At 31.6% G+C, this 23,332-nt stretch carries 21 protein-coding genes; 16 read left to right on the forward strand and 5 right to left on the reverse strand.

The genetic code is table 11. The features are described 5' to 3' along the window. Positions 1 to 33: 33 nt before the first annotated feature. Complete coding sequence (locus OCV48_RS01635; RefSeq protein WP_147590958.1) at positions 34 to 750, reverse strand: hypothetical protein; 717 nt, start codon at positions 748 to 750, stop codon at positions 34 to 36. A 741-nt stretch (positions 751 to 1,491) separates the two neighbouring features. Here OCV48_RS01635 and OCV48_RS01640 point away from each other — a divergent pair. Then, a complete protein-coding gene (locus OCV48_RS01640) occupies positions 1,492 to 2,853 on the forward strand; it encodes an ArsB/NhaD family transporter (RefSeq protein ID WP_147590959.1) in 1,362 nt (453 codons plus the stop codon). A 161-nt stretch (positions 2,854 to 3,014) separates the two neighbouring features. Next, positions 3,015 to 3,611, forward strand: coding sequence for a cytidylate kinase-like family protein (locus OCV48_RS01645; protein WP_147590960.1), 597 nt, complete (start codon positions 3,015 to 3,017; stop codon positions 3,609 to 3,611). Positions 3,612 to 4,254: 643 nt separating this feature from the next. On the opposite strand, the gene OCV48_RS01650 is transcribed toward OCV48_RS01645, so the two are convergent. Further along, entirely contained in the window at positions 4,255 to 4,821 is a 567-nt protein-coding gene (locus OCV48_RS01650; RefSeq protein WP_147590961.1) for a chromate transporter, read from the reverse strand. After that, positions 4,821 to 5,447, reverse strand: a complete 627-nt coding sequence (locus OCV48_RS01655; RefSeq protein ID WP_147590962.1) for a chromate transporter — start codon at positions 5,445 to 5,447, stop codon at positions 4,821 to 4,823. Before OCV48_RS01655 ends, OCV48_RS01650 begins: the two co-directional genes overlap by 1 nt. 154 nt (positions 5,448 to 5,601) lie before the next feature. Here OCV48_RS01655 and OCV48_RS01660 point away from each other — a divergent pair, with 154 nt between their 5' ends. The 12 genes from OCV48_RS01660 (at position 5,602) to OCV48_RS01715 (ending at position 18,644) form a co-directional block, all read left to right on the forward strand. Next, positions 5,602 to 6,456 carry a LysR family transcriptional regulator gene (locus OCV48_RS01660; protein WP_262558602.1) on the forward strand — a complete coding sequence of 285 codons (855 nt, stop codon included), beginning with the start codon at positions 5,602 to 5,604 and terminating at the stop codon, positions 6,454 to 6,456. A 168-nt stretch (positions 6,457 to 6,624) separates the two neighbouring features. Beyond that, a complete protein-coding gene (locus OCV48_RS01665; RefSeq protein ID WP_147590964.1) occupies positions 6,625 to 7,008 on the forward strand; it encodes a hypothetical protein in 384 nt (127 codons plus the stop codon). 34 nt (positions 7,009 to 7,042) lie between these two features. Next, a complete protein-coding gene (locus OCV48_RS01670) occupies positions 7,043 to 8,701 on the forward strand; it encodes a cellulase family glycosylhydrolase (protein WP_147590965.1) in 1,659 nt (552 codons plus the stop codon). Between the two features lie 176 nt (positions 8,702 to 8,877). Continuing rightward, on the forward strand, positions 8,878 to 9,705 hold the full coding sequence (locus OCV48_RS01675; protein ID WP_147590966.1) for a LytTR family DNA-binding domain-containing protein: 828 nt from the start codon (positions 8,878 to 8,880) through the stop codon (positions 9,703 to 9,705). 126 nt (positions 9,706 to 9,831) lie between these two features. After that, positions 9,832 to 11,247, forward strand: coding sequence for a hypothetical protein (locus tag OCV48_RS01680; protein ID WP_147590967.1), 1,416 nt, complete (start codon positions 9,832 to 9,834; stop codon positions 11,245 to 11,247). Then, complete coding sequence (locus OCV48_RS01685; RefSeq protein WP_147590968.1) at positions 11,190 to 11,723, forward strand: N-acetylmuramoyl-L-alanine amidase family protein; 534 nt, start codon at positions 11,190 to 11,192, stop codon at positions 11,721 to 11,723. Before OCV48_RS01680 ends, OCV48_RS01685 begins: the two co-directional genes overlap by 58 nt. Before the next feature lie 288 nt (positions 11,724 to 12,011). Further along, the gene (locus OCV48_RS01690) at positions 12,012 to 12,572 is read left to right on the forward strand and encodes a LytTR family transcriptional regulator DNA-binding domain-containing protein (RefSeq protein WP_147590969.1); all 561 of its coding nucleotides are present in this window, start codon (positions 12,012 to 12,014) and stop codon (positions 12,570 to 12,572) included. 193 nt (positions 12,573 to 12,765) lie between these two features. Continuing rightward, complete coding sequence (locus tag OCV48_RS01695; RefSeq protein ID WP_262558607.1) at positions 12,766 to 16,572, forward strand: vWA domain-containing protein; 3,807 nt, start codon at positions 12,766 to 12,768, stop codon at positions 16,570 to 16,572. 30 nt (positions 16,573 to 16,602) lie between these two features. After that, positions 16,603 to 16,956: a hypothetical protein gene (locus tag OCV48_RS01700; protein ID WP_147590971.1), complete on the forward strand. Its 354-nt coding sequence runs from the start codon at positions 16,603 to 16,605 to the stop codon at positions 16,954 to 16,956. Between the two features lie 259 nt (positions 16,957 to 17,215). Next, entirely contained in the window at positions 17,216 to 17,572 is a 357-nt protein-coding gene (locus tag OCV48_RS01705; protein WP_147590972.1) for a hypothetical protein, read from the forward strand. An 87-nt stretch (positions 17,573 to 17,659) separates the two neighbouring features. Further along, positions 17,660 to 17,869, forward strand: a complete 210-nt coding sequence (locus OCV48_RS01710; RefSeq protein ID WP_147590973.1) for a hypothetical protein — start codon at positions 17,660 to 17,662, stop codon at positions 17,867 to 17,869. Between the two features lie 283 nt (positions 17,870 to 18,152). After that, positions 18,153 to 18,644, forward strand: coding sequence for a hypothetical protein (locus tag OCV48_RS01715; RefSeq protein ID WP_147590974.1), 492 nt, complete (start codon positions 18,153 to 18,155; stop codon positions 18,642 to 18,644). Positions 18,645 to 18,754: 110 nt separating this feature from the next. Here the strand turns inward: OCV48_RS01715 and OCV48_RS01720 are convergent, their stop codons facing one another. Continuing rightward, the gene (locus OCV48_RS01720; protein WP_147590975.1) at positions 18,755 to 19,897 is read right to left on the reverse strand and encodes a DUF4317 domain-containing protein; all 1,143 of its coding nucleotides are present in this window, start codon (positions 19,895 to 19,897) and stop codon (positions 18,755 to 18,757) included. A gap of 310 nt (positions 19,898 to 20,207) precedes the next feature. On the opposite strand from OCV48_RS01720, the gene OCV48_RS01725 reads away from it, so the two are divergent. After that, positions 20,208 to 21,059 carry a DMT family transporter gene (locus tag OCV48_RS01725; protein WP_394803209.1) on the forward strand — a complete coding sequence of 284 codons (852 nt, stop codon included), beginning with the start codon at positions 20,208 to 20,210 and terminating at the stop codon, positions 21,057 to 21,059. Between the two features lie 163 nt (positions 21,060 to 21,222). Next, entirely contained in the window at positions 21,223 to 22,188 is a 966-nt protein-coding gene (locus OCV48_RS01730) for an MraY family glycosyltransferase (RefSeq protein WP_021982651.1), read from the forward strand. Between the two features lie 98 nt (positions 22,189 to 22,286). Here the strand turns inward: OCV48_RS01730 and OCV48_RS01735 are convergent, their stop codons facing one another. Further along, positions 22,287 to 23,303, reverse strand: a complete 1,017-nt coding sequence (locus tag OCV48_RS01735; RefSeq protein ID WP_021982650.1) for a hypothetical protein — start codon at positions 23,301 to 23,303, stop codon at positions 22,287 to 22,289. Positions 23,304 to 23,332 lie beyond the last annotated feature (29 nt).

Consider the following 23,332-nt stretch of genomic DNA (forward strand, 5'->3'; position numbering starts at 1 on the left):
CGATTTAATGATTTTTATAATTATATTTAAGTTTTAATTCAATGAATTATCCTGATACATAAAGTAAACAACATAATTTTTATAAGCATATTTAATATAAACCCGGCTATCTACATAGTATACTACTATCTTATCATCATCATAGGTTTCCATTTCAATATATTTTTCACTTTCCTGCATTTCACTTTCCTTAATAGGTTTAGCATATGTCATTTCATTATATGTATTTATGAATTCAGTTTTATCAATATTTTCTAAAGCATTTACCTGAAATTTGTAAACATTCTTTTCTGTTTCTTCTGGCAATGCTTTCTTGCAATACAACTCTTTGTCCTTTAAATATTCATATATATCAGTCTTGTTCTTTATTTTATATGATATATTATCTAATGTCATTTTATCATCTGACTTGATAACCATTTCATATTCGAGAGTTCTATTTTCTTTATCATTATATATTTTAACTTTGTATACATTAGAACTTGTATAAAACAATCGTTCTATGATATTTTCCTTATGCTTCTCTATTCGTAATTTGTTAAGATTATCTATTATCTCTGTGATAGTTTCCTTATTTACAATTTCGCTTGTTTTATTATGATATTTAATCTCTATATATTCTACTTCATCGTAATTAATATTTATCTGTCTGCTTTCCGGTTTATTAAAGACTTTATATAATATTATTGATAAGCAGATTACGCATACTATTATAAGACTTAAGATAATTATTTTATGTTTTTTCTTCATATAGATTCTCCTACCCTTCAGTTTTTTTGCTTAAAAAAAGATATGGAAAAGTGTTTTTTAATATCTTCCCAATTTCCTTTTTGATTTAGGTGAAATATCCGGTAAAACTATCTTTATTGATGGTACCAAGATTGAGGCAAATACCAATAAATATACTTTCGTATGGAAAAAGACTGTTACTAAAAATCAGGAAAAACTGACTGCGAATGTAATCGCTGAAAGTACTCTTTTAGCAATTGCAAGAAACATAAATAAACATCATAATAAGATTCAGAATGGGAAGACAGGAACACATTTATTTCCTTTAAAAAGTGCCTGAATTTAGAAATATCAAAATATAAATTTGTAGAACCTGTATAGGTTTATTAAAGTATGCCAATTTTTGGAACATCCCACTTATTTTAATAAATATAGCTTCATTCTAACACAGATTATAAAATAAGTATAATAAAAGTAAATTAGTGAAATAGGACAAAAAAATGTCTAAAAAATGAAATTGAAAATCTACTTGAAAAATCACAACATAAGTGTTAAAATTCATATCTGTTTGGGAAATCAGGTATATATAATAAATAAGAAGAAACATATAAATGACAAAGATGTCGCCTGGCAGAAGTTAGGCGAATTATTTTTGTGAATTTATAAAAGGTGAAAAAGATACTAAAGAAAGGATAAGACCCAGATATTTTCACTTTTTAGTTGGGCAATATCACGTATTCCGTGATAAATCGGTATATAAAAATGATAGCAAAAATAGTTGCAGTTTCAATTTTTTTACTGATGTTTGTCCTTATAATTATGGACAAAATCGAAAGACACATAGTTACTCTGGTGTGCGGTGTTGCAACCATAGGTATAGTGTTAGGGGGATGTATGCATAGCATGCATGCGATTATTGAGACATTGAATGTTAAGGGAATATTTACATTAGATTTCTGGTATCAGTCAGGTGAGGCAACAGAAAGTTCAAGTGGTATTAATTGGGCAACCATAATATTTATACTTGGAATGATGGTTATGGTAGAGGGAATGGCGAAAGCAGGTTTCTTCCGCTGGTTGTGTATGACAATTGCAAAAGCAGTACATTACAGGGTTATTCCTATATTTTTGACATTTATGATTATGTCATCAGTTCTTGCAATGTTTATTGACAGTATAACGGTAATACTTTTCCTTGCTGCTGTAACTGTTGAGTTAGCAGGTTTATTGAAATTCAATCCGGTGCCTATGATATTGGCAGAAGTATTTTGCGCCAACTTAGGTGGCTCGGCTACAATGTGTGGAGATCCACCTAACATTATTATTGGTACATCATTAGGTTATTCATTTGCAGATTTTATATCAAATACAGGTGTGATAGCAGGAATTTCCCTTATTGCTATAGTAATATTCTTCTATTTCTGTTTTAGAAAAGAGCTTAAAGCAAGTGAAGTAGCTATTGGCCAGATAGATGAAAGTACATATCCAAATCCGAAAGATGCGATTACTGACAAAAAAAGATTTATTTTTAGTTGTATTATATTTGCTTGTGCTATAATATTATTAGTAACACATGCTCAGACAGGACTTACGGTTGCATTTATTGGTATGTTTATTGCGATAGTTACTTTATTAGTCGCAGGAAAGTCTATTAAATCACTGATAAAAGGAATTGATTATAAAACACTTCTGTTCTTTATTGGTTTGTTTATGGTTGTTGGCGGACTTGAACAGACGGGTGTGTTAGAAGTCATAGCTAATTTTATTGAGAAAATCAGTGGTGGAAATGTTAAGATGATGGTTGTAATAATCATCTGGATATCTGCATTTGCAAGTGCATTCATAGATAACATTCCATTTGCGGCAACTATGATTCCTGTAATTAAGAATCTTTCGATTGTATCTGGTGCAAATCTGGCAGTATTGGCATGGGCATTGTCAATGGGAACAGATATTGGTGGTAGCGCTACACCAATCGGAGCATCAGCAAATGTTGTTGGAACATCAGTGGCAGCTAAGGCGGGACATCCTGTAGGCTGGGGTAAATATTGCAAATCAGCAGTTCCTGCAACTATGATGGTACTAGTTATTTCAACAGTATTTATATTAGTTCGTTACTTTTAAATAGTACGGATAAGGAGTAGTGTGAAAATACGGATTGATATCTGGTTTTTTACACAGCTATTTGTGCCGCGGGCGCCACAAATAGCATCTATCGCAGAGCTAAATCTGGTATTTAGCTTGCGGTTCCTCCGGCAGTTTGAGCCTGCGGAATGGAGATTAGTATGGAAAAACAGATTATTATTTCAGTTGGTCGGGAATTCGGAAGTGGTGGTCATGTTATTGCTGAAGAATTAGCTAAGAGATTTGATTTGCCATTTTATGACCATAACTTATTAGATGCAATTGCTTCTGAGAAGAATGTTAATGCAAAAGAACTTGAGAAATATGATGAAATTCCAAAGAATAAATTTTTTTCGAGAACTGTAAATGGATATAGTAATTCACCTGAACAAAACATTGCAAATATGCAGTTTGATTATCTTAAGAATAAGGCTTCGGCAGGTGAATCTTTTGTCGTTGTAGGAAGATGTTCAGAGACAATGTTAAAAGATTATGCTGGTTTGATAAGTATATTTATTCTTGGCGATATGTCTGAAAAGATAAAACGTATAGCTCAATTACATGATATGTCAGAAGAAGAAGCACGAAGGCTGATTATTCATAAGGATAAGAAACGTAAGGCATATCACAATTACTATTGTGAAGGTAAATGGGGTGACTCAAGAAATTACGATTTTTCAATAAACAGTAGCAAGCTAGGAATAGAAGAGACAGTTGATGCTATCGAAGATTATATAAAAAGACGTATGAAAAAGTAATTGAAAGATTAAAATAATTGCACTAGTTATTTTATGTAACATTATAAGTACATAGAATAAATTGGTGCAATTTTTATTATAATTTATTCAAAATTCTCACATACATATGTAGCTTATATTTATCTGTTAAAGTAAATTTGATATATATAAATATTGAAACACCTTGTAAGAATTGTGTAAATTTGTAAGATATCTTTTTTCGGCTTAAATTTTGTGTACATTCAACAGACATACACTTAAGCCGAGATGTCCGTCTATGACACACGCTTTCATAATTCCTTTATCTAGTGCAAGTAAATGCCGTCATCTGCAAAGTCTATTACGGTGCAGCTAATCAAACGTGCTTCGCTTGAACGGTGATTTACTGCACCGATCTTTTGCATCTGACGGCATATAACTTGCACACGATACGTCATAAATCAAGTGTGTGGCATAGACGAACACATCGGTTTAAGTGTATGGCATTGAATGAACTCAAATCATCAAAAGAGCCGAAAAAGATAACTTACAAATTAGCAATTCTTACAAAAGTTTCGATATTTATATATGCAAATTTACTTAATACAGATAATTTAATTATAATATGTATGTGAGAATTTTGAATAATTTATCATAAAAGGTAGTTTTGATATTTTCTATGTATCTATAATACAAATGTATATATTAAAGTTCCTATAACACCTGTGCCAAATATAATGGTTATGGCATTTAACTTAAATTTTCTAAGTAAAATCAATGCACCGGCAAATAGCAATGTTTCAACATATCTGAAGTTACCTGGTGAAATACCATGTTTATCTGCATTAAATAGAGCAAGCAGAAGTATTGATAATCCTGCGGAAGCAATTAATGCAACTACAGCAGGACGGAGAGCAGAAAGAATAGTCTGTACTGCACCTAAGTTCCTATATTTATAATAAAATCTTGCAAGTATTGAGCATATGATAAATGATGGGAGTATACAACCAATTGTGCAGATAATTGAACCCGGAAGTCCAGATAATTTTGTACCTACAAATGTAGCTGCATTGATAGATATTGAACCTGGTGTCATTTCTGCTATAGTAATAAGGTCTGTAAATTCAGACATAGTGATTAATTTATGAATCTCCACAATCTGATTCTGGATTAATGGGATAGCAGCATATCCACCACCAACTGAGAATAAACCAACTTGTATAAAGCTTATAAACATTTTTAAGAGTAACATTATTTAGCACCTCTTTTCGTAGTATCAGATTTTAAATGTTTTGCTTTAATGGTATCGGTTAATGCATTGATAATACCGATTATAAGACATGTAAATATAATAAGCATTGCACTAATATCGAAAAACCACACTGCAATAAATGATATAATCATAAGACCTATGTAAAGAACTTTTTTGGTCTTGCAGACATTTTTAGCAAGATTAAGTACCACATCAAAGATTACAGCGGCAACACCTGCACGCATTACCTGTAGGGCAATTGCAATTGTTTTGTTGGCACAGAATTGTTTATAGAAAATAGCTACAATGGAAATTATTATCATAGGTGGAAGTGAAGTCCCGATTATTCCAATTATGGAACCTAATACACCCGCCATTCTGTAACCGATAATTACAGAGGCATTAATGGGAATTGGGCCGGGAGATGATTGGGAGATGGCTGTTATATCAAGCATTTCATCTTCATCAAACCATTTTAATTCCTCAACAAATTTTTTCTTCATAAGAGATACAATTACAAATCCACCACCAAATGTAAATGCACTTAAAGTAAACATAGAGATAAATAATTGCCACAGCATTTTTGGTTTTGATGATGCATTTTCGTTAGAAGTATTAATATTCATTTTTATGCTAATCCTCGCTATTCTGTTAATTTTCCGAAAACAATAATACAGCTATTGACTTAATAAGTAAAATATATAATAATTATAATATATATAAGTAAAAACCTATATAAAGTTTATCATAGTGACTAAAATGCTAGAAAGGAGGGAGACAGTGACCCTAAGGCATTTAGAGATTTACGTAAAAGTTGTAGAAACAGGGAGTATGAGTACCGCTTCAAAAGAATTATTTGTTACACAACCGACGGTCAGTGGTGCAATATCCGAGTTAGAAAAGGAATATAAGGTCGTATTATTTGAACGTCTTAATAAGAGAATCTATATTACTAAAGAAGGCGAAAAGTTATATATGTATGCAAGAAAAATGTTAAGTATTGCAGAGGATATGGAACGGCAGATTGGTTCAAATGAAGATAATTCACCTGTAAGAATTGGCGCTACCGTAACAATTGGTACATGTATGTTGCCGGAATATATTAATCAATTTTCAGGACATTCATCTAATGTAGACATTTCCAATACCAGAAATATTGTACAACTTGTGTTGTCGAACAAGTTAGATGTCGGGCTTGTAGAGGGACGGGTAACAAATGATGATATACGTTCTATTTCATTTATGAAAGATGAGATGATGTTTATATGCAAGAAGAATCATAAGCTGGCAGGACGTAAACGTGTTAATCTTGAGGAAGTTTTAAGATATCCTCTGATTCTAAGGGAGAAAGACAGTGGAACAAGAACAATCATAGATGAGGCAATCGAAAGTAAAGATAATCTAAAAGCAAATGTAATATGGAACTGTAATAATACGCAGGCAATTATAAATGCTGTGTTATCAGAAATTGGTGTAACGATTTTATCACCAAGTCTGATAACAGGATATGATGAACTATGTGCAATAAGAATTAAGGATGTTAAAATAGAAAGAGATTTTCAGTTAATAATTCATAAAGATAAATATGTGACAAACAAGTTGCAGGAATTTATGGATATTGTGTTGAATAAGTAGTGAAGAAATATAGGAGAATAGTATGAAAAATAGTGCTGATGCGATTATTTTTCACACAGCTAATTGTTTCGGGGCGAAAACAATTAGCATATATGTCAGATGAGAAATCGCTTTAGCGAATTTCTCATCGCCTCCTCTCGACAAAGTCGCTCGGAAATGAGGATTAGTATGAAAAACAAAAAAGCAAAAAATACAAAAAAATCATCATATATTGATTGTTATTATATGAACACTAATGAAATCGGCAGCAGAGATTTATATGAGGCTATCAGTGAGGTGGCGAAGAATAAGATAGAATTCTGGGAGGCAGCCGATGTTATAGAAATTGAACTTGGTGAGAAATCAAGTATAGACATAGAAAAACTTTCTATGTTCCGAGATGTAGATGATAAGAAATTCCTTGATACTCATAATGTAAATGTAATATATGGTATAAAAACAGATTCAGAACACAGAGAAGATATGGAGAAAATATTCAGAGACGTTGTTGGAAAAATTGGTGGTTTTGTCTGCTCAGATTCAGATGATTTTATGCCGATATTTATAAGGTAACTGATAAAAAGAACATATTAAGGACGTGAATTAAATGCAGGATAAATTGAGAAAAACAATGGGTGAAATCTGGCGTTCTATTAAGGAAAATAAGAAAAAAGTAATTTTAGCAGCTATAGTTGTAGTTGCTCTTGTTGCTATTATAACCATTCTATTATTAAACCGACAAAGAAGTGTAACGGCATCAGCTGGTAATGCATCAGGTGGTGAAAATGCAGTCAAAAATACGGAGATTACAACGCCTAAAGAGTCTGATGAAACTTCTAAGGCTCCGCAGGAAGATGATAGTTTGAAAAATAATAATGAAGAGGATAAAGAAGGAGATAACAGGGAAAATAATAATGAAACAAAGACAGAACAGTCTGATAACAATAATAATCAGGTAGTGGGAAATGTTGTAACTAATCCAAGTGGAAGGTTGAAAGTAACAGGCTCTAAGCTTACTGATGCAGCAGGAAATGTCGTACAATTAAGAGGCATAAGTACACATGGAATAGCATGGTTTCCGGATTATATTAATGCCGAATGTTTTAAAGAATTACATAATAATTTCGGGATAAATGTAATCAGACTTGCAATGTATACCGCCGAATATAATGGTTATTGTACAGGAGGAGATAAGAATTATCTTAAGAATCTGATTGATAAGGGTGTAAGATATGCAACAGATAATGGAATGTATGTGATAATTGACTGGCATATTTTATCAGACGGTAATCCTAACACATACATAGGCGAGGCAAAACAGTTCTTTAATGAAATGGCATCTAAATATGCTGCAAATAACAATGTGATATATGAAATCTGCAATGAGCCCAATGGTGGTACGAGCTGGCAGGATATTAAGAATTATGCAAATGAAATTATTCCGGTAATACGTCAATATGACAAAGATGCAGTGATATTAGTAGGAACACCTAATTGGTCGCAATATGTAGACCAGGCACTTGCTGATTTGATAACAGGATATGAAAACATTATGTATACATTTCATTTCTATGCAGCAACACATAGAGATGATATGAGGCAGAATGTGCAGGATGCTGTAAATGCCGGATTACCTGTATTTGTATCTGAATTTGGAATATGTGATGCTTCAGGAAATGGTGCTATTGATGAGGAGCAGTCAGGTAAATGGATTAAGATGCTAAATGATAATCAGATTAGTTATGTTATCTGGAATCTGTCTAATAAAAATGAAACCTCGTCGCTCATAAGTTCAGCTTGCAATAAATTCAGCGGATTTACGGTAAATGACCTTAGTGAATGTGGTAAATGGTTCTTAAAATTAATGACAGGACAGTTGAGTTTACCTGAAAACGCAGGAAATATTTCAAGTAATAATCAATCAAATACCAATCAGTCGCAAGGTGGTAATCAGACAACTTATGGTATGGTAAATGTAGAAAATTCGGCAAAGGTTGTGAATTCGTGGCAGGCAGATGGCAAGACATATTATCAATATGAGATAACAGTTACGAATAATTCAGGCAAGACTTGTGGAAGCTGGAAGACACAGATAACTTTTAGCGAAAATGCGGAATTAAAGGATAAATGGAATGGTAATTTTGAGGTAAATAATAATGTCATTACAATAACATCAGTGGATTATAATGGAACTTTGACAAATGGTGAATCAACTGGTAATATTGGAATAATTGTAGGTGGAAGCAGTAATTTGAAAATAAAATAATTAATTTCGAAAATGTATTACGAGGAGATATAAGTGTAAAAAAATCCTGATGCTATTTTTTTACACAGCTATTTGTTTCGGAGCGAAAGCAAATAGCCATTATGGCAGAAGAGAAATCACCTGCAGAAATTTCTTTTCGACTCTTCGCAATAAATCGCTCAGAAATGAGGATTAGTATGAAAAATATAAATTATTCTTTAAAAGAGGTAAAAGATGGCTGTTTAATACTATTGCATAGTAAAAAAGAAGTAGTTGTTAATATAAATGATATACTTTACATAACAATGAATAGAAATATTGCAGATGTTCATACTTTAGATGATAATATATATCATATAAGAACCACATTAGAAAACATAAAGCAGGAGTTGGAGGATAGATTTGTCATAGTTCATAGAAGCACGATGGTTTCAGCTATTGCAGTCTACAAAGTCAGCGACAGAATATATTTGTCAAATGGTGAAGCAATTGATTATGTTATTCGTAAAAAGAAAGCAATAAAAGAAGAAATCTCGGGAAAACAAAAGAAAATTATAGGCAGTTTTTCAGAAGATAATGTGCCGAAAAGTTATGAAGAATATCGTAATTATTATAAGAGTTATGAACATATGCCATTTGCATTTGCTGATATTGAGATGATATTTAATGATGAATTTCATGCAGTAGACTGGATATTCAGATATGGAAACAGGGAGCTGGCAAGACTTGAAAAGATTCCGCTTGATGATTTAATAGGCAAATCGTTTGGAAGTCTTTTCAGTAACATGGATTCGAAATGGTTAAGGAGTTATGAGCAGGCAACGCTATATGGCAAGAAATTAGAGATTATCGATTACAGTCCTGAAATAGACAGATATCTTAAAGTAATATGTTTTCCTACTTTTAAAGGACATTGTGGATGTATATTATTTAACATTGAAGAGATAGAATTTGCAAGGAATAGTAATGATGCAGAAAAAGCATTGATGCTTTATTTTGGAAAAATGCCGGAGAGACATGGTTAAATTGCTCTCCGGCAATTTTTTTACTTACCAGGAAATTTCGTTGAAATTATCCTGGTAAGTAAAAAACGCTCCGCGAAGATCGCACTGCGGCGGAGCAGAAAATGTTGCTATCGCAACCCGCCGCAGGTGGAGAATGTAGAATATTATGAACTTACATTCGATGTGGCAAGCGGAGCCAAATTTAAAATTATTAATAAAGCAGCAAGTGTTGTTATTAATAATGTAACAGGTGCTGGTGAATCAGAAGGAATATATACACTTCAGGATACAACTGCAACAATAGACATTTCAACAACTGTACCGGAAGGTGACATATGGATTGGCGATAATGGCTATGTAATTGGTAATTATACAAAAGATACATTTATGGCATTAACACAAGATGAGTTAATTTCAAATAATAATCTGTATATTGGATATGATGCAAGTGAACGTACTATACATGATGCATCTGCAAGTAATGTCAATGTAAGTTTTGAAATTATAACAGATGTGAAAAATATTGTTGTGGAAGATGTTGAGAGAGTTACAGGAAGTGAAAGAAGTACATTAACGTTTACTAGTCGAACGAGTATTGATATTGGTAAAGCTTCAACTAAAATTACAGGTGATTTAAGCAATGCTTTGAATTATCCTAAAAATCTTAAGCTCGTAGGTATGAATTTTTGGGCAAAGAGCTGGGAAGGTGGTTCATTAAATATAGAGTCAGGTTCTAATGCAGTATTTGATACATTGGGTGATCTTGATAAGTTTATTGTGAAAAATGGTTCATATGCTACTGTCGGAGATGAAGAAAGAGTAATACCTTCTCAGGGAGAGAATGATGAAAAGCTTATTTCCATAAATGTCAATGAATTCCAGACTGTTTACAGCAGTGTAGTTACTGCACCGAATCTATCAATTAATTCAAATGGAAATGTTGAAATAGGATATGGAAGTTTTAGTGCTGAAAGTGGTTCTTCGTTAGATGCAATAAGCGTTAAAGTAACGTCTACAGGTGACGTTATGTGTCGTCAATCATCAGCTGTTAAATTAGCTGCTATAGAAAAAGCTAACAATTTGACAGTAACTGATAATGGTATATTAAATGTAAAATATATTGGAAATTTAGCAGATGTAATAATAAATAATGGTAGTTCACTTATGTTATCTGATGAGTCAGAACATAAAGCAACTTGGAAGTCGCTTGCGGCAGATTCGGGTGGAAAAATAGATGCACCTAATTTAAAACTTACAGTAACAGACGATGCAACATTTAAACATAGTTCATTTACATTAAAAGCTTTAACTGTAGGTGGAAACTTAGTTGCTATGGAGTCAGTAGAATTAACATTAAAGACGATAGGAAATATAGGAAATATTATATTAAAAAATGGAGGAAAGATTATTGTTGAAGGTACGTCAGATGACTATGTAACATGGACTTCAATAGATGCACAGTCAGGCAGTACCATATCAGCTCACAAAATGAGAGTTAAGCTTACATGGAAAAAAGTTTTGCTTGCTTCAGGTGGCAGGATAGTAATGAACTTAAAGGTTTAGAAAACGGAAAAGAATATACTATATACCAGAGATTAAAAGAAACAGATGAATATTGTGCTTCTGAATATGCAACCATAACATATACATTTGAGGCTGGTGAACATGAATTCTCGGATGAATATACAGTTGACAGACCGGCTACTTCAAAGGAAGAGGGTATTAAATCAAGATATTGTAAACATTGTGATGAAGTTACTGACATAACAGTAATTCCTAAATTAAAGACAGGCTGGAAAAACATTGATGGCAAATGGTATTATCTCGATGCAGACGGTGTAATGTTGACATCAAAATGGATAAGAACAAATAATAAATGGTATTATCTGGACAAAGACGGTGTAATGCAGACATCTAAATGGATAGCCGGAAAATACTATGTAAAGGCCGACGGAACAATGGCTGTTTCTGAATGGGTTGACAATGATAGATATTATGTTGGCTCAGATGGAAAATGGATTAAGAATTACAAAAATTAATCATTATAGGAAAATATAATAAAAAGAGAAATTGCACTTTGAAAAGTGTCAGTTTCTCTTTTTTAGATTCTAACAGTTAAAAGAAAGTGATATTGGTAAAAAGGTTATGATGAAAGTATAAAAAAAAACTAAAGATTTACCTTTATTATAAGTTATGGTATAATTTGGTCATTAAATGTCGAAAATGAACTTAATTTTGTTAAGAAAAATGTTAAAAAAGATGCAAAAAGGGTACAGATGATAAGGTTCAGGAATTAAATAAAATATAAGGAAGCAGGGTGGATATAAATGCTAAGGATAGCTATATGCGTAAACGACAAAAAAACTTATGATTTAATAAAAAAACTATATGAATGTATAAGTGAAGATACGATAAAAATATACATTTTTAATATTAAAGATGAAAGTATAAATAATTTTAATGAGGCTGATTATGATAAGATATTCTTTGTGTATGAAAATGAAACAGAGAGTATAGTGCAGAAAATACCTGAAGGAAAATTTATAAATTCTTCGTATATACAGGAGATTAATCCGGAGAATATAGAGTATATTAAGGTAGATAGTGTATATACATATATAAAATATAAGAATATAGAAGAGTTATATATGACAAGACGTTCAATAAGAGAGTGGCAGGAAGATGATAAATATGAGAATTTCATCCGTATTAATAAGAAATATTTAGTGAACCTGAAATATATTAAAAGTATAAATAAACATACTGTTTTATCAGGAGGAAAAGTTCTAGTTACTAAAAGAGGATATATAAAAGAATATAATAGGATATTAAAAGAATACAGAATAAGAAAATATAAGGAAAGTATTGATAATACACAGGATATTTAGAGTAATAATGTTATGGTTAATTATATTGAACGAGAAAAATACACTTTATAACAAAAAAATACACTTTACAACAAAAGTGATGAAATGATAAGAGTAGGCTTATATAATGTAGATATACGTATAAGAGAATACTAACGAGTTAGTTAATTACATTGGTAAATGCAAACTAAAAATGAATTTAGGAGGAGAGCATATGGAAAAATTATTTAAAAACAAAAAGATTAAAAGAGTAGTTTCACTCTTATTGATGCTTGTAGTATTAGGAACAAGTATGGGATTAGAAAGATTTGTACAAGTTATTTGGGCACAAACAACCTACATTAAGATTTACCTGAAAGATAATACGATTGAACATTGGTTGGGAAATGATAATGCAGTTATGGAATTGGTAGATAATACATCAGGACATATTCACTACAGAATGACGAAAGAAGATAGTGAAACTTGGAGTGTTAAGGTTCCGGATACAACATATAATGTTACATTTAACCGATTAAGTCCTGATGGTAATACACAATGGAATTCATGGAGTGCAGGAGGAAGAGATAGTAATAATGTATATTTTGCAGATGGTGGAGAATATGGTCATTGGGAAGTAATGGAAGATGATAATGAAGAGAAATATTTTCATGCCGGAGACATTGTATATTTGGATTTGACACAGTTTGTTGCATGGAAGAGTAGCGATGCATTATTGTATATTAACTTTACAGGAGCATCTAAAAAGGAGAATAATGGACAGGATATTAATCTTTCCAAAGCAGATAAATCACAATATAATCCAAAGAAAGTTGATATGGAAGTTACAGAAAATATATATGCATATGTTGTAGGCTTTGAAGATGAAGGTTCAACAGAATTACGTTTTTGGAGAGGAAATAATTCTACATTATGGAATTGTTCAATAATATTGAGTTATGATGATTATGTTAATGGAGTGAATTGTGTCAGAATAAGTAATTGGGACAATGAAGGCTCTTTAATAGAGACAGAACATAAAATGGATACTGAAGTTGATAGTGATGGTGATGGACTTCCGGATTATTACGAATACATTCACAATACCGATATATACAAAGCAGATACCGATGGAGATGGATTAACAGATTATCAGGAGATTAATGAGACAGCAACCAATCCTAATATGATGGATACAAATGGAGATGGAATAATAGATGCTGATGAGGATGCTGATGGAGATGGCTTATCGAATATAGATGAATATAGGGTAGGTACAAGTAACCTGACTGTAGATACAGATGGTGATGTATTAACGGATTATGAAGAAGTAGTTATCTATGGCACTAATCCAAATGAAAAAGACACAGATGGAGATGGTGCAGAAGATGAGTGGGAAATTATACATAACTTTGATCCTTTGGTATACAATGATACCTTTATAGTAAATGAAATTGTAACAGGTAATAATACGAGCGTAGATGTTGAGTTAATTGCTGCTGGAAATAGTGCAGAAAGTTTTGAAGTAAAGCTTCATGAAAATGATGAAGTATATGTTAATTCAACTATTCCGGGATATTTGGGAAGTGGATATGATTTTTACATAGATGGTGAATTTGAATCTGCTAAAATAAAATATTATTTTAATAGTGAAGAGTGTCAAACGGAGGGATTTAATCCGGTAGTATATTATTATAATGAAGATACAAATGAGTTAGAAGAAATAGCAACAGAGTGGGATGGTACAAGTAATTTTGTAACAGCACAACTACTACATTTTTCAACATATCTTTTATTGGATAAAACAAAATTTGAAGAAATCTGGGATAAAAAGATTAAGGTAGACAATGGTGAGAATGCTAAATTAAATATAGCATTTGTAGTAGATTTGTCAGGAAGTATGTCAGGTAGTAAATTAACAACAACTAAATTTGCTATCAATTCATTTTTGGATATTCTAGAAGAGAATGATAGGGCAGGACTTATTACTTTTACAACCTATTCAAATGTAATAAGTAATTTAACTACTGATATATCATCACTAAAGGAAATAGTTAATAATATGCATGCATATGGAGATACATCTATATATACAGGACTAAATGGTGCAGTAGAAATGTTGTCAAATGATGATGAAAGTGGATATGATATAGTTATTGTGTTTACAGATGGATATGATTCATTATATACTACATATGATGCAGATTATAGAAGTATTGTTGATAAGGCAGTTGAAAATGATATTTGTATATATACAATTGGAATCGGTCAGGTAGATACAGGGATACTTACAAAGGTTGCTGAAACAACAGGAGGAAACTATTATCATGCATCAGTAGTTTCAGAACTTGAGAAAAAAATGAATGAAGTAAAGGAAGAAACAAAAGAACTTACGAATGATACAAATGGTGATAATATTACTGACTATCATACAAAAATGATATGTAATGGTTCGTTAAGATATTCGACAGGTGCGGCAGTAATCGGGTTTGCCGGCAATTATGAAAAGGTTCAGGAAAATGCTGATTATGATGGCGATGGACTAATAAATGGTGACGAAATTACCATTGGCTCAACTTCAGGTGGCAGACCGTGTGTCATAATGATATCTAATCCTATAGATAAAGATACGGATAAAGATGGATATACCGATAAAGAAGAGAAAAGGAACGGAACAAATGCATTTTATCCTGATATTAATAAAAATGATGTAGATGCTTTGTTTAAAGATTATTATCTTGCATCTGTATTTGCAGATGATTATGAGAAGAATTACGAAACGAAATTCTTACTTCAGGTGGGAAATTTGATTACAAACTTCAAATATTCATATGTAAATGATTATCGTAAAGCATTGATATTATATATTCAACAATATACGGGAGCAACCTATCAGGATAAATTAACAAGTGCTATAAAAGCAACATATGATTCTGCATTATTTGATATGCTTGAACAGGGAACAAATTATGTCCTTTCTTTTTCAGATGTATTAAATCAAACAAAATACTCTGTTGATTATTTCGCGGCAAAACAAAGTGTAGTAGATTGTTGTAATAAAATTGCATCATTAAGACAAACAGTTGCAAGTATTCAAAATTATAGTCAGTTAGCAGGATATGATGATGAATTAGTACAAACATTTGTAAATATACAAACGCAAATTGCAGAACAGAAGGAATTACTTAATAGTGCCAATAGTGAATTTGTAAATATTTTAAATGAAATGAAGTTAAATGGAAAATTTGCTGAGGCAACAGGAAAGTTAGTAAATAAATTACCAGCATCTGTAGTGAAATTTATTAATAAAATGGGCACAGATAAAGTAAATTCATTATTAACATATGGAATAATTGCATTAGATACTGGCATTAGTGTGTTAGATACAGTTTCAATATATGGAGGCTTAGATGCCGGATTTATGCAATGTGCAGAGATTGATGAATTTCTAGAGTCAATTATTGAAAATAGTGATATAAAGGAAATGAGAGAAGCTGCATCTGATGTGAAGAAAATGTTAGAAGATGATTCTAAAACAATGTATTATGGGGCTATGTCTGTAGTACAAGATGTTGTTAAGGGAATAGGTATTGCAGGAACTACATGGATACTAACTCATATTGGACCAATGGGTTGGGCTGCATATTTGGGCTGGGGACTTGGAAATCTTGTATCTGGTACAGGAAGAGTTGACGAAAAGGCACTTGGCATTATAGCTTATGGTAATGGAGCAAAATGTTATTCAGAAAGCATAAAGGAACATTTAAGTAGTGATACTGATAAATTTTATATGTGTCCGGAAGAATTAAAAGGACAGCTGCAGCTTTTAGGGCAACTGAAGATTGTAGGAGAGGATAAGTTTTGTGAGACAGCGAAGAGCAGAGGTCCTTTTAGAAAATTTTTCGAATGGATAATATCTGGCGAATCACAGGCAAGTATCAATGCCTATGGCAGGGAAAATATTGAAGAAATAATCTCTAAATGTGATAATATGGGAATATTTGTAGAAAAGAAATTTGAAGGAAACTATCTATATGATTAATACTTATGCTAAGAATGAAGGTGAGAAAAAATGATTGGCGAAATTGTAATTTCAGGATTCTTTTTATTATATTTTGTCATTATGTATTTGTCTAAAAAAATGAACACCATAAAAACAGTTGGAATCTGCAAGGAAATTTTAAATGCTACTCGTGCGTGCGAAGGAATATTTGAATATGAAATAGACGGTATCTACCACTATAATGCTGAAAGCAGTTCACATGTTAGCTGGCTTAAGGAAGGAAAAAAGTATACCATATATGTCAAAAAAAGTAATCACGAAAAATTTGTTTCAAAAAAATTATTTGTTGATTTGATGTTTTTTATAATTGTTGATGGTAGTGTTTTTGCTTTTTTGTGTTATGCTGAATTTATACATGGATAGTTAACACTAGGGAATTTTACTTGACATAATGACAACCATTTTTGTGGTTATGGGAGAAATTAATATTATGAAATCGGAAATACCAGAAGTGGTAAGTATAATTGCTATAATATGTCAAATATTGGTGCATTTGTTATAGCATATATTGAAGAAATAATTTCTAAATGCGATAATATGGGAATATTCGTAGAAAAGAAATTTGAAGGAAACTATCTATATGATTAATGTTTATACTACGTGTGAAAGCGAGAAGAAATAAATGATAGTTGAGATTTTAATATCGTTGATTATAACTTTGGGTTTATATTTTTGGTATTTATCTAAAAAAATAAACACTATAAAAACAGTTGGTATTTGTAATAAAGTTATAGATGTTACTCACGGATGCCAAGGAGTATTTGAATATGAAATAGATGGTATTTACCACTATAATGCTGAAAGCAGTTCACATATTGGCTGGCTCAAGGAAGGAAAAAAGTATACCATTTATGTTAAAAAGGATAATCATCAAAAGTTCGTTTCAATAAAAGTGTTAATAGAGTTGTTGTTTTTGACAAGTCTTGAAGGTATTATTTTGATACTTCAAGTAATTTTAGTAGTTTATGATGCATTATAATAATTGTTTCATTGATAATAAAAATTTTTATATTTAATATAAGTATGATATAAAAACACATATTTTATTTTTAGAAAGTGAGAAAAAATGATTAGTGATATTGTAATGTCTTTGATTGGTACTTTAGTTGCTTATTTATGGTATTTGTCTAAGAAAATAAATACCATAAAAACGGTTGGTACCTGTAAGGAAATTTTAAATGCTACTCGTGCGTGCGAAGGAATATTGGAATATGAAATAGACGGTATCTACCACTATAATGCTGAAAGCAGTTCACATATTGGCTGGCTTAAGTAAGGAAAAAAGTATACCATATATGTCAAAAAGGATAATCACGAAAAATTTGTTTCAAAGAAAGTACTAATGGAGTTATTGTTTTTTTGTAATGATTTTTTTGATTTTCTTAATATTTTTTTCTATAATGTATTTATATTTGGATAGTTAATACTAGGTCAGTTTATTTGACCTAATGACAACCATTTTTTGTGGTTATGGGAGAAATTAATATTATGAAATCTTTTATGGTAGAAATGAAATATACGAAGCAATAAAAATATGGTGAAAATATGGAGCGTGTAAAATGAAAAAAAGGAAAATAGTTATTAGTCTGTTAATTCTTCTCATTATCTTTCTTCTTATTAAGACTTTTTTGTTTAGAGAGACACTATATATAAAAGATTTTGATTCAGTATCTAAAGACTATACATTAATAAAGGATATGCTTTTTAAGTATTATGATAGAGAAAATAATTCTGAAATGTTAGTTTTAGTTATTGATGACAAAACATATGAGTTAAAAGAAAATGATACTGGTAAAGAAGTTAATATGAGTGAAGAGGAAAAAGAATCTCTTAAAAAAATATGTGAAACTTCATATAAGGGACACTATGATTTCTTGTGGGTAACAGATTACTATATTATATTTTGGCAGGATGAAACGAAAATGTATGGAGTAATTTATACCAGAGATTATAAAAAATCAAAAAAAGAAATTAAATCCTGGTATGGTGACGGAATACAGTTCAGAAAAATTAAGAAAGGCTGGTATGAAATAGGCCATTTTGGAATATAAATTTTTGCAATTATTTGTTACCTATAACTCACATATGAACACAAGAGGAGAGTTTCAATCGCAAAACTCTCCTCGATTTTTTTGAATTTAATCACTATAAAATATAATCACTAATCTTCATTAACATTAGCGCGTATTGTAATTCCATTAACTTCAATATGGTCATTGACGGCAATAACAAGACATTGACGGCCATCAATAACACGGGTTTCGACTAAGTCTGTTCGCTCAGGATTGACTTTGATTACAACATCAGGAGTTTCAATATTGAATTTCCTTACATTTGTTACATTTGAAGCTAAGAAAGTAGGAGATTGCTGTTCTTCAGCGACCACATCAAGCTGTTTTTCTAAAACCTCAAGTTTTTCATTAGGAATATCACTTTCTTCAAAGACGTGTTTAACTTCATTGGTTGTAAGAATTAGTGGTTCAGGTTCGTCTTTGGTTTCCTCTATCATTTCGTTCAGAGTTTCGTGAATGGTTTTGATTGTATTAAAGTCACAATCTTCGCCGAGAGTATTCATAATAATATTATTGAATGTTTCTTTCTGGCTTTCGGCTGTCATTGGTGCATTTGTACCGAAAATATTATCTACAAAAGAATACTGTAATTCTTCAGGGTTCTTTGAATAGTATAAAAGGCTGTGGATATCAGTATTTCTATCATTAAATGCTGGAAATAAGAATGCATTTGCGGGAGCAGCAACAATCCAGTCTCTTACACGTTCAACGATACTGTTTGTGTCAGCATCATAACTGAGTCCTGATTTGGCAAGGTTAACAGGACAGATACTGCAGAGAATGTAATCATAGACATTATCAGAAGAATCGAACATCTCTGAACCGTCAGATGATTTACCGGGAATATCATAGATGCCATGGATAAGAATTATGTAGTAATTTGAAGCATAAATATAGTTCTCTACAACTTTTTGATAGAATTCATCTAAGAGTTCATCATCTTCAAGCCCACTGTCTTTGAGTTTAAGAAGAAATTCCTGCTTTCCGCCTGCTTTCTCTTCATCAAGTGGAAATTCCATATTAAGAAGATTTTTACCGATTGAGCCTGAAAGTGAGTGCTTAAAAATGTCAAAATATTTAAAAGCCTCCTCTTCAGAAAGGGAATGAAAAGCCTCCTTAGATTTGAACTTGATTTCTTTTTCACCATCAATATAGCAGCCGCATATTCTTGTAATAACGGAATTCTCAGGGTTTAATGTTTTCTTGATTTCGGATATTTCCTTTTTATTCATACAATTCAGATAGTCGTTATAATTCATATGTTTTGATATTTGGATTAAATATTTGAATTAAATATAACTATCTAAACCTCCTTTCAATAAAATGTTTTGTGAATTTTTAAATATAGTTTCATAATAACATAAAATCATTATTGATAAAAGACAAATAATTACTTTACTAATTTAATAACCAAAACTATAATAAAACATAAATTGTAAATAAATATACATTAAATTCATGTGGGTTTAGACCTTTTGAACCTGGCATAAAAAATAGACTAGATAAATGTTAATTGCAAAATAATGGAAAGAAGATGAAAAAATGAAAATGTCACAGAAGAATCAGGGAATTATGTACATAATTATGGCAGCATTTTTCTTCGCATGTATGAGCTTTTTCATAAGGAAAGCCGGAGATTTACCGACTATGCAGAAAGGCTTTTTTAGAAATGTTGTTGCGATGTTTGCGGCTGCAGTAATGCTTTTAAGGACGGAGGATAAATTTAAGATAAAGAAGGGAAGTATTCCATCATTGCTAATGAGAGCAATATGCGGAACTATCGGTTTGATATGTAATTATTATGCCATAGACCATATGAATATTTCTGATGCCAATATACTTAATAAACTTGCACCGTTCTTTGCGATAATTATGTCGGCTTTAATACTTAATGAGTATGCTAACAGATTTGAGTGGAGTATGGTTATTGTAGCCTTTATCGGTGCATTATTTGTTGTAAAACCAACTCTGGATATGAAATGTATTCCTGCTGTGGTAGCTGCAATTGGAGGTCTGGGAGCAGGAACCGCATATACATTTGTAAGAAAATTAGGTAAACAGGGTGAAAGAGGTCCGGTCATAGTAATGTTTTTCTCAACATTTTCATGTATTATAACATTACCATTTGTGATTTTTGATTTCCACCCAATGACATTGATGCAGTTGATTTATCTTTTGATTGCCGGAATCTGTGCGGCAGCAGGACAGTTTACGGTTACACAGGCCTATGCTAAAGCACCTGCTAAAGATATTTCAGTATTTGACTATTCACAGGTATTGTTTGCAGCAATATTAGGCTTTTTATTCCTGAATCAGATACCTGATATATATAGTATTATCGGATATATTATTATAATTGGTGCTGCAATTATTAAATGGATACATCGTGATTAATTATAAATATATTCATTAATTCATCATCAATTCATTATCACGTTTATGATAATGCGAAGTATATTTAAAGCTTTAGAATATTTTATAAAATACTAGCCTGCTTTAAGAAAAAGTGTTATCATATGCAATATCTAATTAATTAAAAATATTTAAGGAGAGACCAATGATAAATTATTTTTTTAGCAGTCTGGATTACGGTTCAGTTGCATTTGTCGGAATATTGTTTGCATTTGCAATGACGTGTCTGATGCTTAGTAAATGCACAAGAATTTTACCAAAGGATATGGGGCGTGCCTATGCACATGACGGTTCGCTGTCGGCAGGTAAGCCAAGAGGAGCAGGCTTCTGGTTCGTTCTGGTGTATGTTGCATCAACGCTTATTTTTGCCAAAATGAATGTTGAGATATTAATTTATCTTATATTAGTTGTGGCAGCGATGCTTACGGGCTTCCTTGATGATTGTGCGAAGTCACCATGGGGAGAATATAAGAAAGGAATTTTAGATTTAATAATTGCAATAATGTTAGCAATTACATTTTTGAATTTTAATGATAACAGAATATTTATTGCATGCGCTGATAAATATGTGACAATTAACCCGGTTGTATTTGGAATATTGATAGTAATTCTTGTATGGGCTTCAATAAATGTAACAAACTGTTCAGATGGTGTGGATGGCTTATCGGGAACACTTACAATTATTACATTATCATCTGTCTATGTTATAGATTTAATAAAAGGTATGGACAGTAAATTTTCATATACAATTTTATTGTTCATTATAAGCATTTTAGGTTACTTATGGTTTAATGCCACACCAAGTAAAATGTTAATGGGTGATGCAGGGTCAAGAGCAATGGGATTATTCATAAGTATAGCAGTTTTGAAGATGGGTTCACCTATTTTATACTTATTAGTTGCAGGTGTATTGATAGTAGATGGTGGCTTAGGATTAATCAAAGTATCATTACTCAGGTTCTTAAAGATTAAGATTCTTACAAATGTCAGAACACCAATTCACGACCACGTAAGAAAAGTATGGAACTGGTCGAATACACATACGGTATACAGATTTGCAATAATTCAGATAGTATTGTGTATAGCGGCGGTATATTTAGTTATACATTAGAGAATAAATGAGCTATAGAACAAAATGTGTTGATGACTAATCCAAGACATCAGACGTTCTGTCCTATAGCTCAATAAATGTTTCATAAGGATATGTAATTACACATCTTTATCAATAACAGCTCCTTTTAAATCATCAGCTGTAAGATTTAATTCATTTATAACCTGGGTAAGTGACTTCTTAACATCGTCCATAGTAGAATCTTGTTGGCTGTTAACTACATTATCCAACGTAGAATCTAATTTATACATTTCTTCTAAATCGTCATCTTTATAATCAGCTTTTTCATTGCGTTCAGTTTTGGCAGCTTCAATTCGCTGTTCAAGTTCTTTTTCAGCTTCTTTCTTATCTTCAGCTTTTTTTTCTTCATCTTCGAATTTCTTATCAATGCTTTCTTTGGAATCTTCTATCAGCATACCGATAATTTCTTTATTAGAGGCTTCTAGAACCTTGTCGGAATTCTTCTGGGCATCGGTCATATCATGAGATTTCAAACGCTCAATATGTATACCACGTACAATTGCATTTTCAGAGATGATTTCCTTTGTACAGTCCTTAATCTCCTTTTTATAGATACCTTTATTAGCTTCTAAATTAAGCATTTCTTTCTGGTAATCAGTAAGACCACGTTCATGAAGATAAGCAAGGCGTTCCTGTTCTTCATCTGACAGGGTTATTTCAGAATTACTAAGGGAATTTTTCTCTTTTAATAATAATTTATAGTCAGCCTGTTCTTCGCTGGCATCATCGATGTTATACCCTTTTTTGATAATGTCCATCTCTTTATTAATATTGTTAATCATATCATTTGCTTCGTTAATCTGGTCATTTAATTCTTTGACATGATTATTTCTTGATTCAATTTCATCATCTATTTTCTTATCACTTTTAAATGCATTTTCCAAAATATTAAGGGCAATATTCTGTGCTTCCCTGCGCTTATTATCAATGTCAGAACCAAGGTTTAAGTCGCCTGCAAATATTGAGCCATTATCTCTTGCAGAGGCTGTATCCTTAGTATCAGATGTATTAGCAGTAGTATCTTTTTTCTTATTTACATTATTCTGATTAGTTGTATCAGATACAATGGTGGAAGTATTTCTATCAATTTTCATAAATTCTCTCCAATCTCTAGATGAAATCA

The sequence above is a fragment of the Bovifimicola ammoniilytica genome, from assembly GCF_025567085.1.
In the GTDB taxonomy this organism is placed as follows: Bacteria; Bacillota; Clostridia; order Lachnospirales; family Lachnospiraceae; genus Bovifimicola; species Bovifimicola ammoniilytica.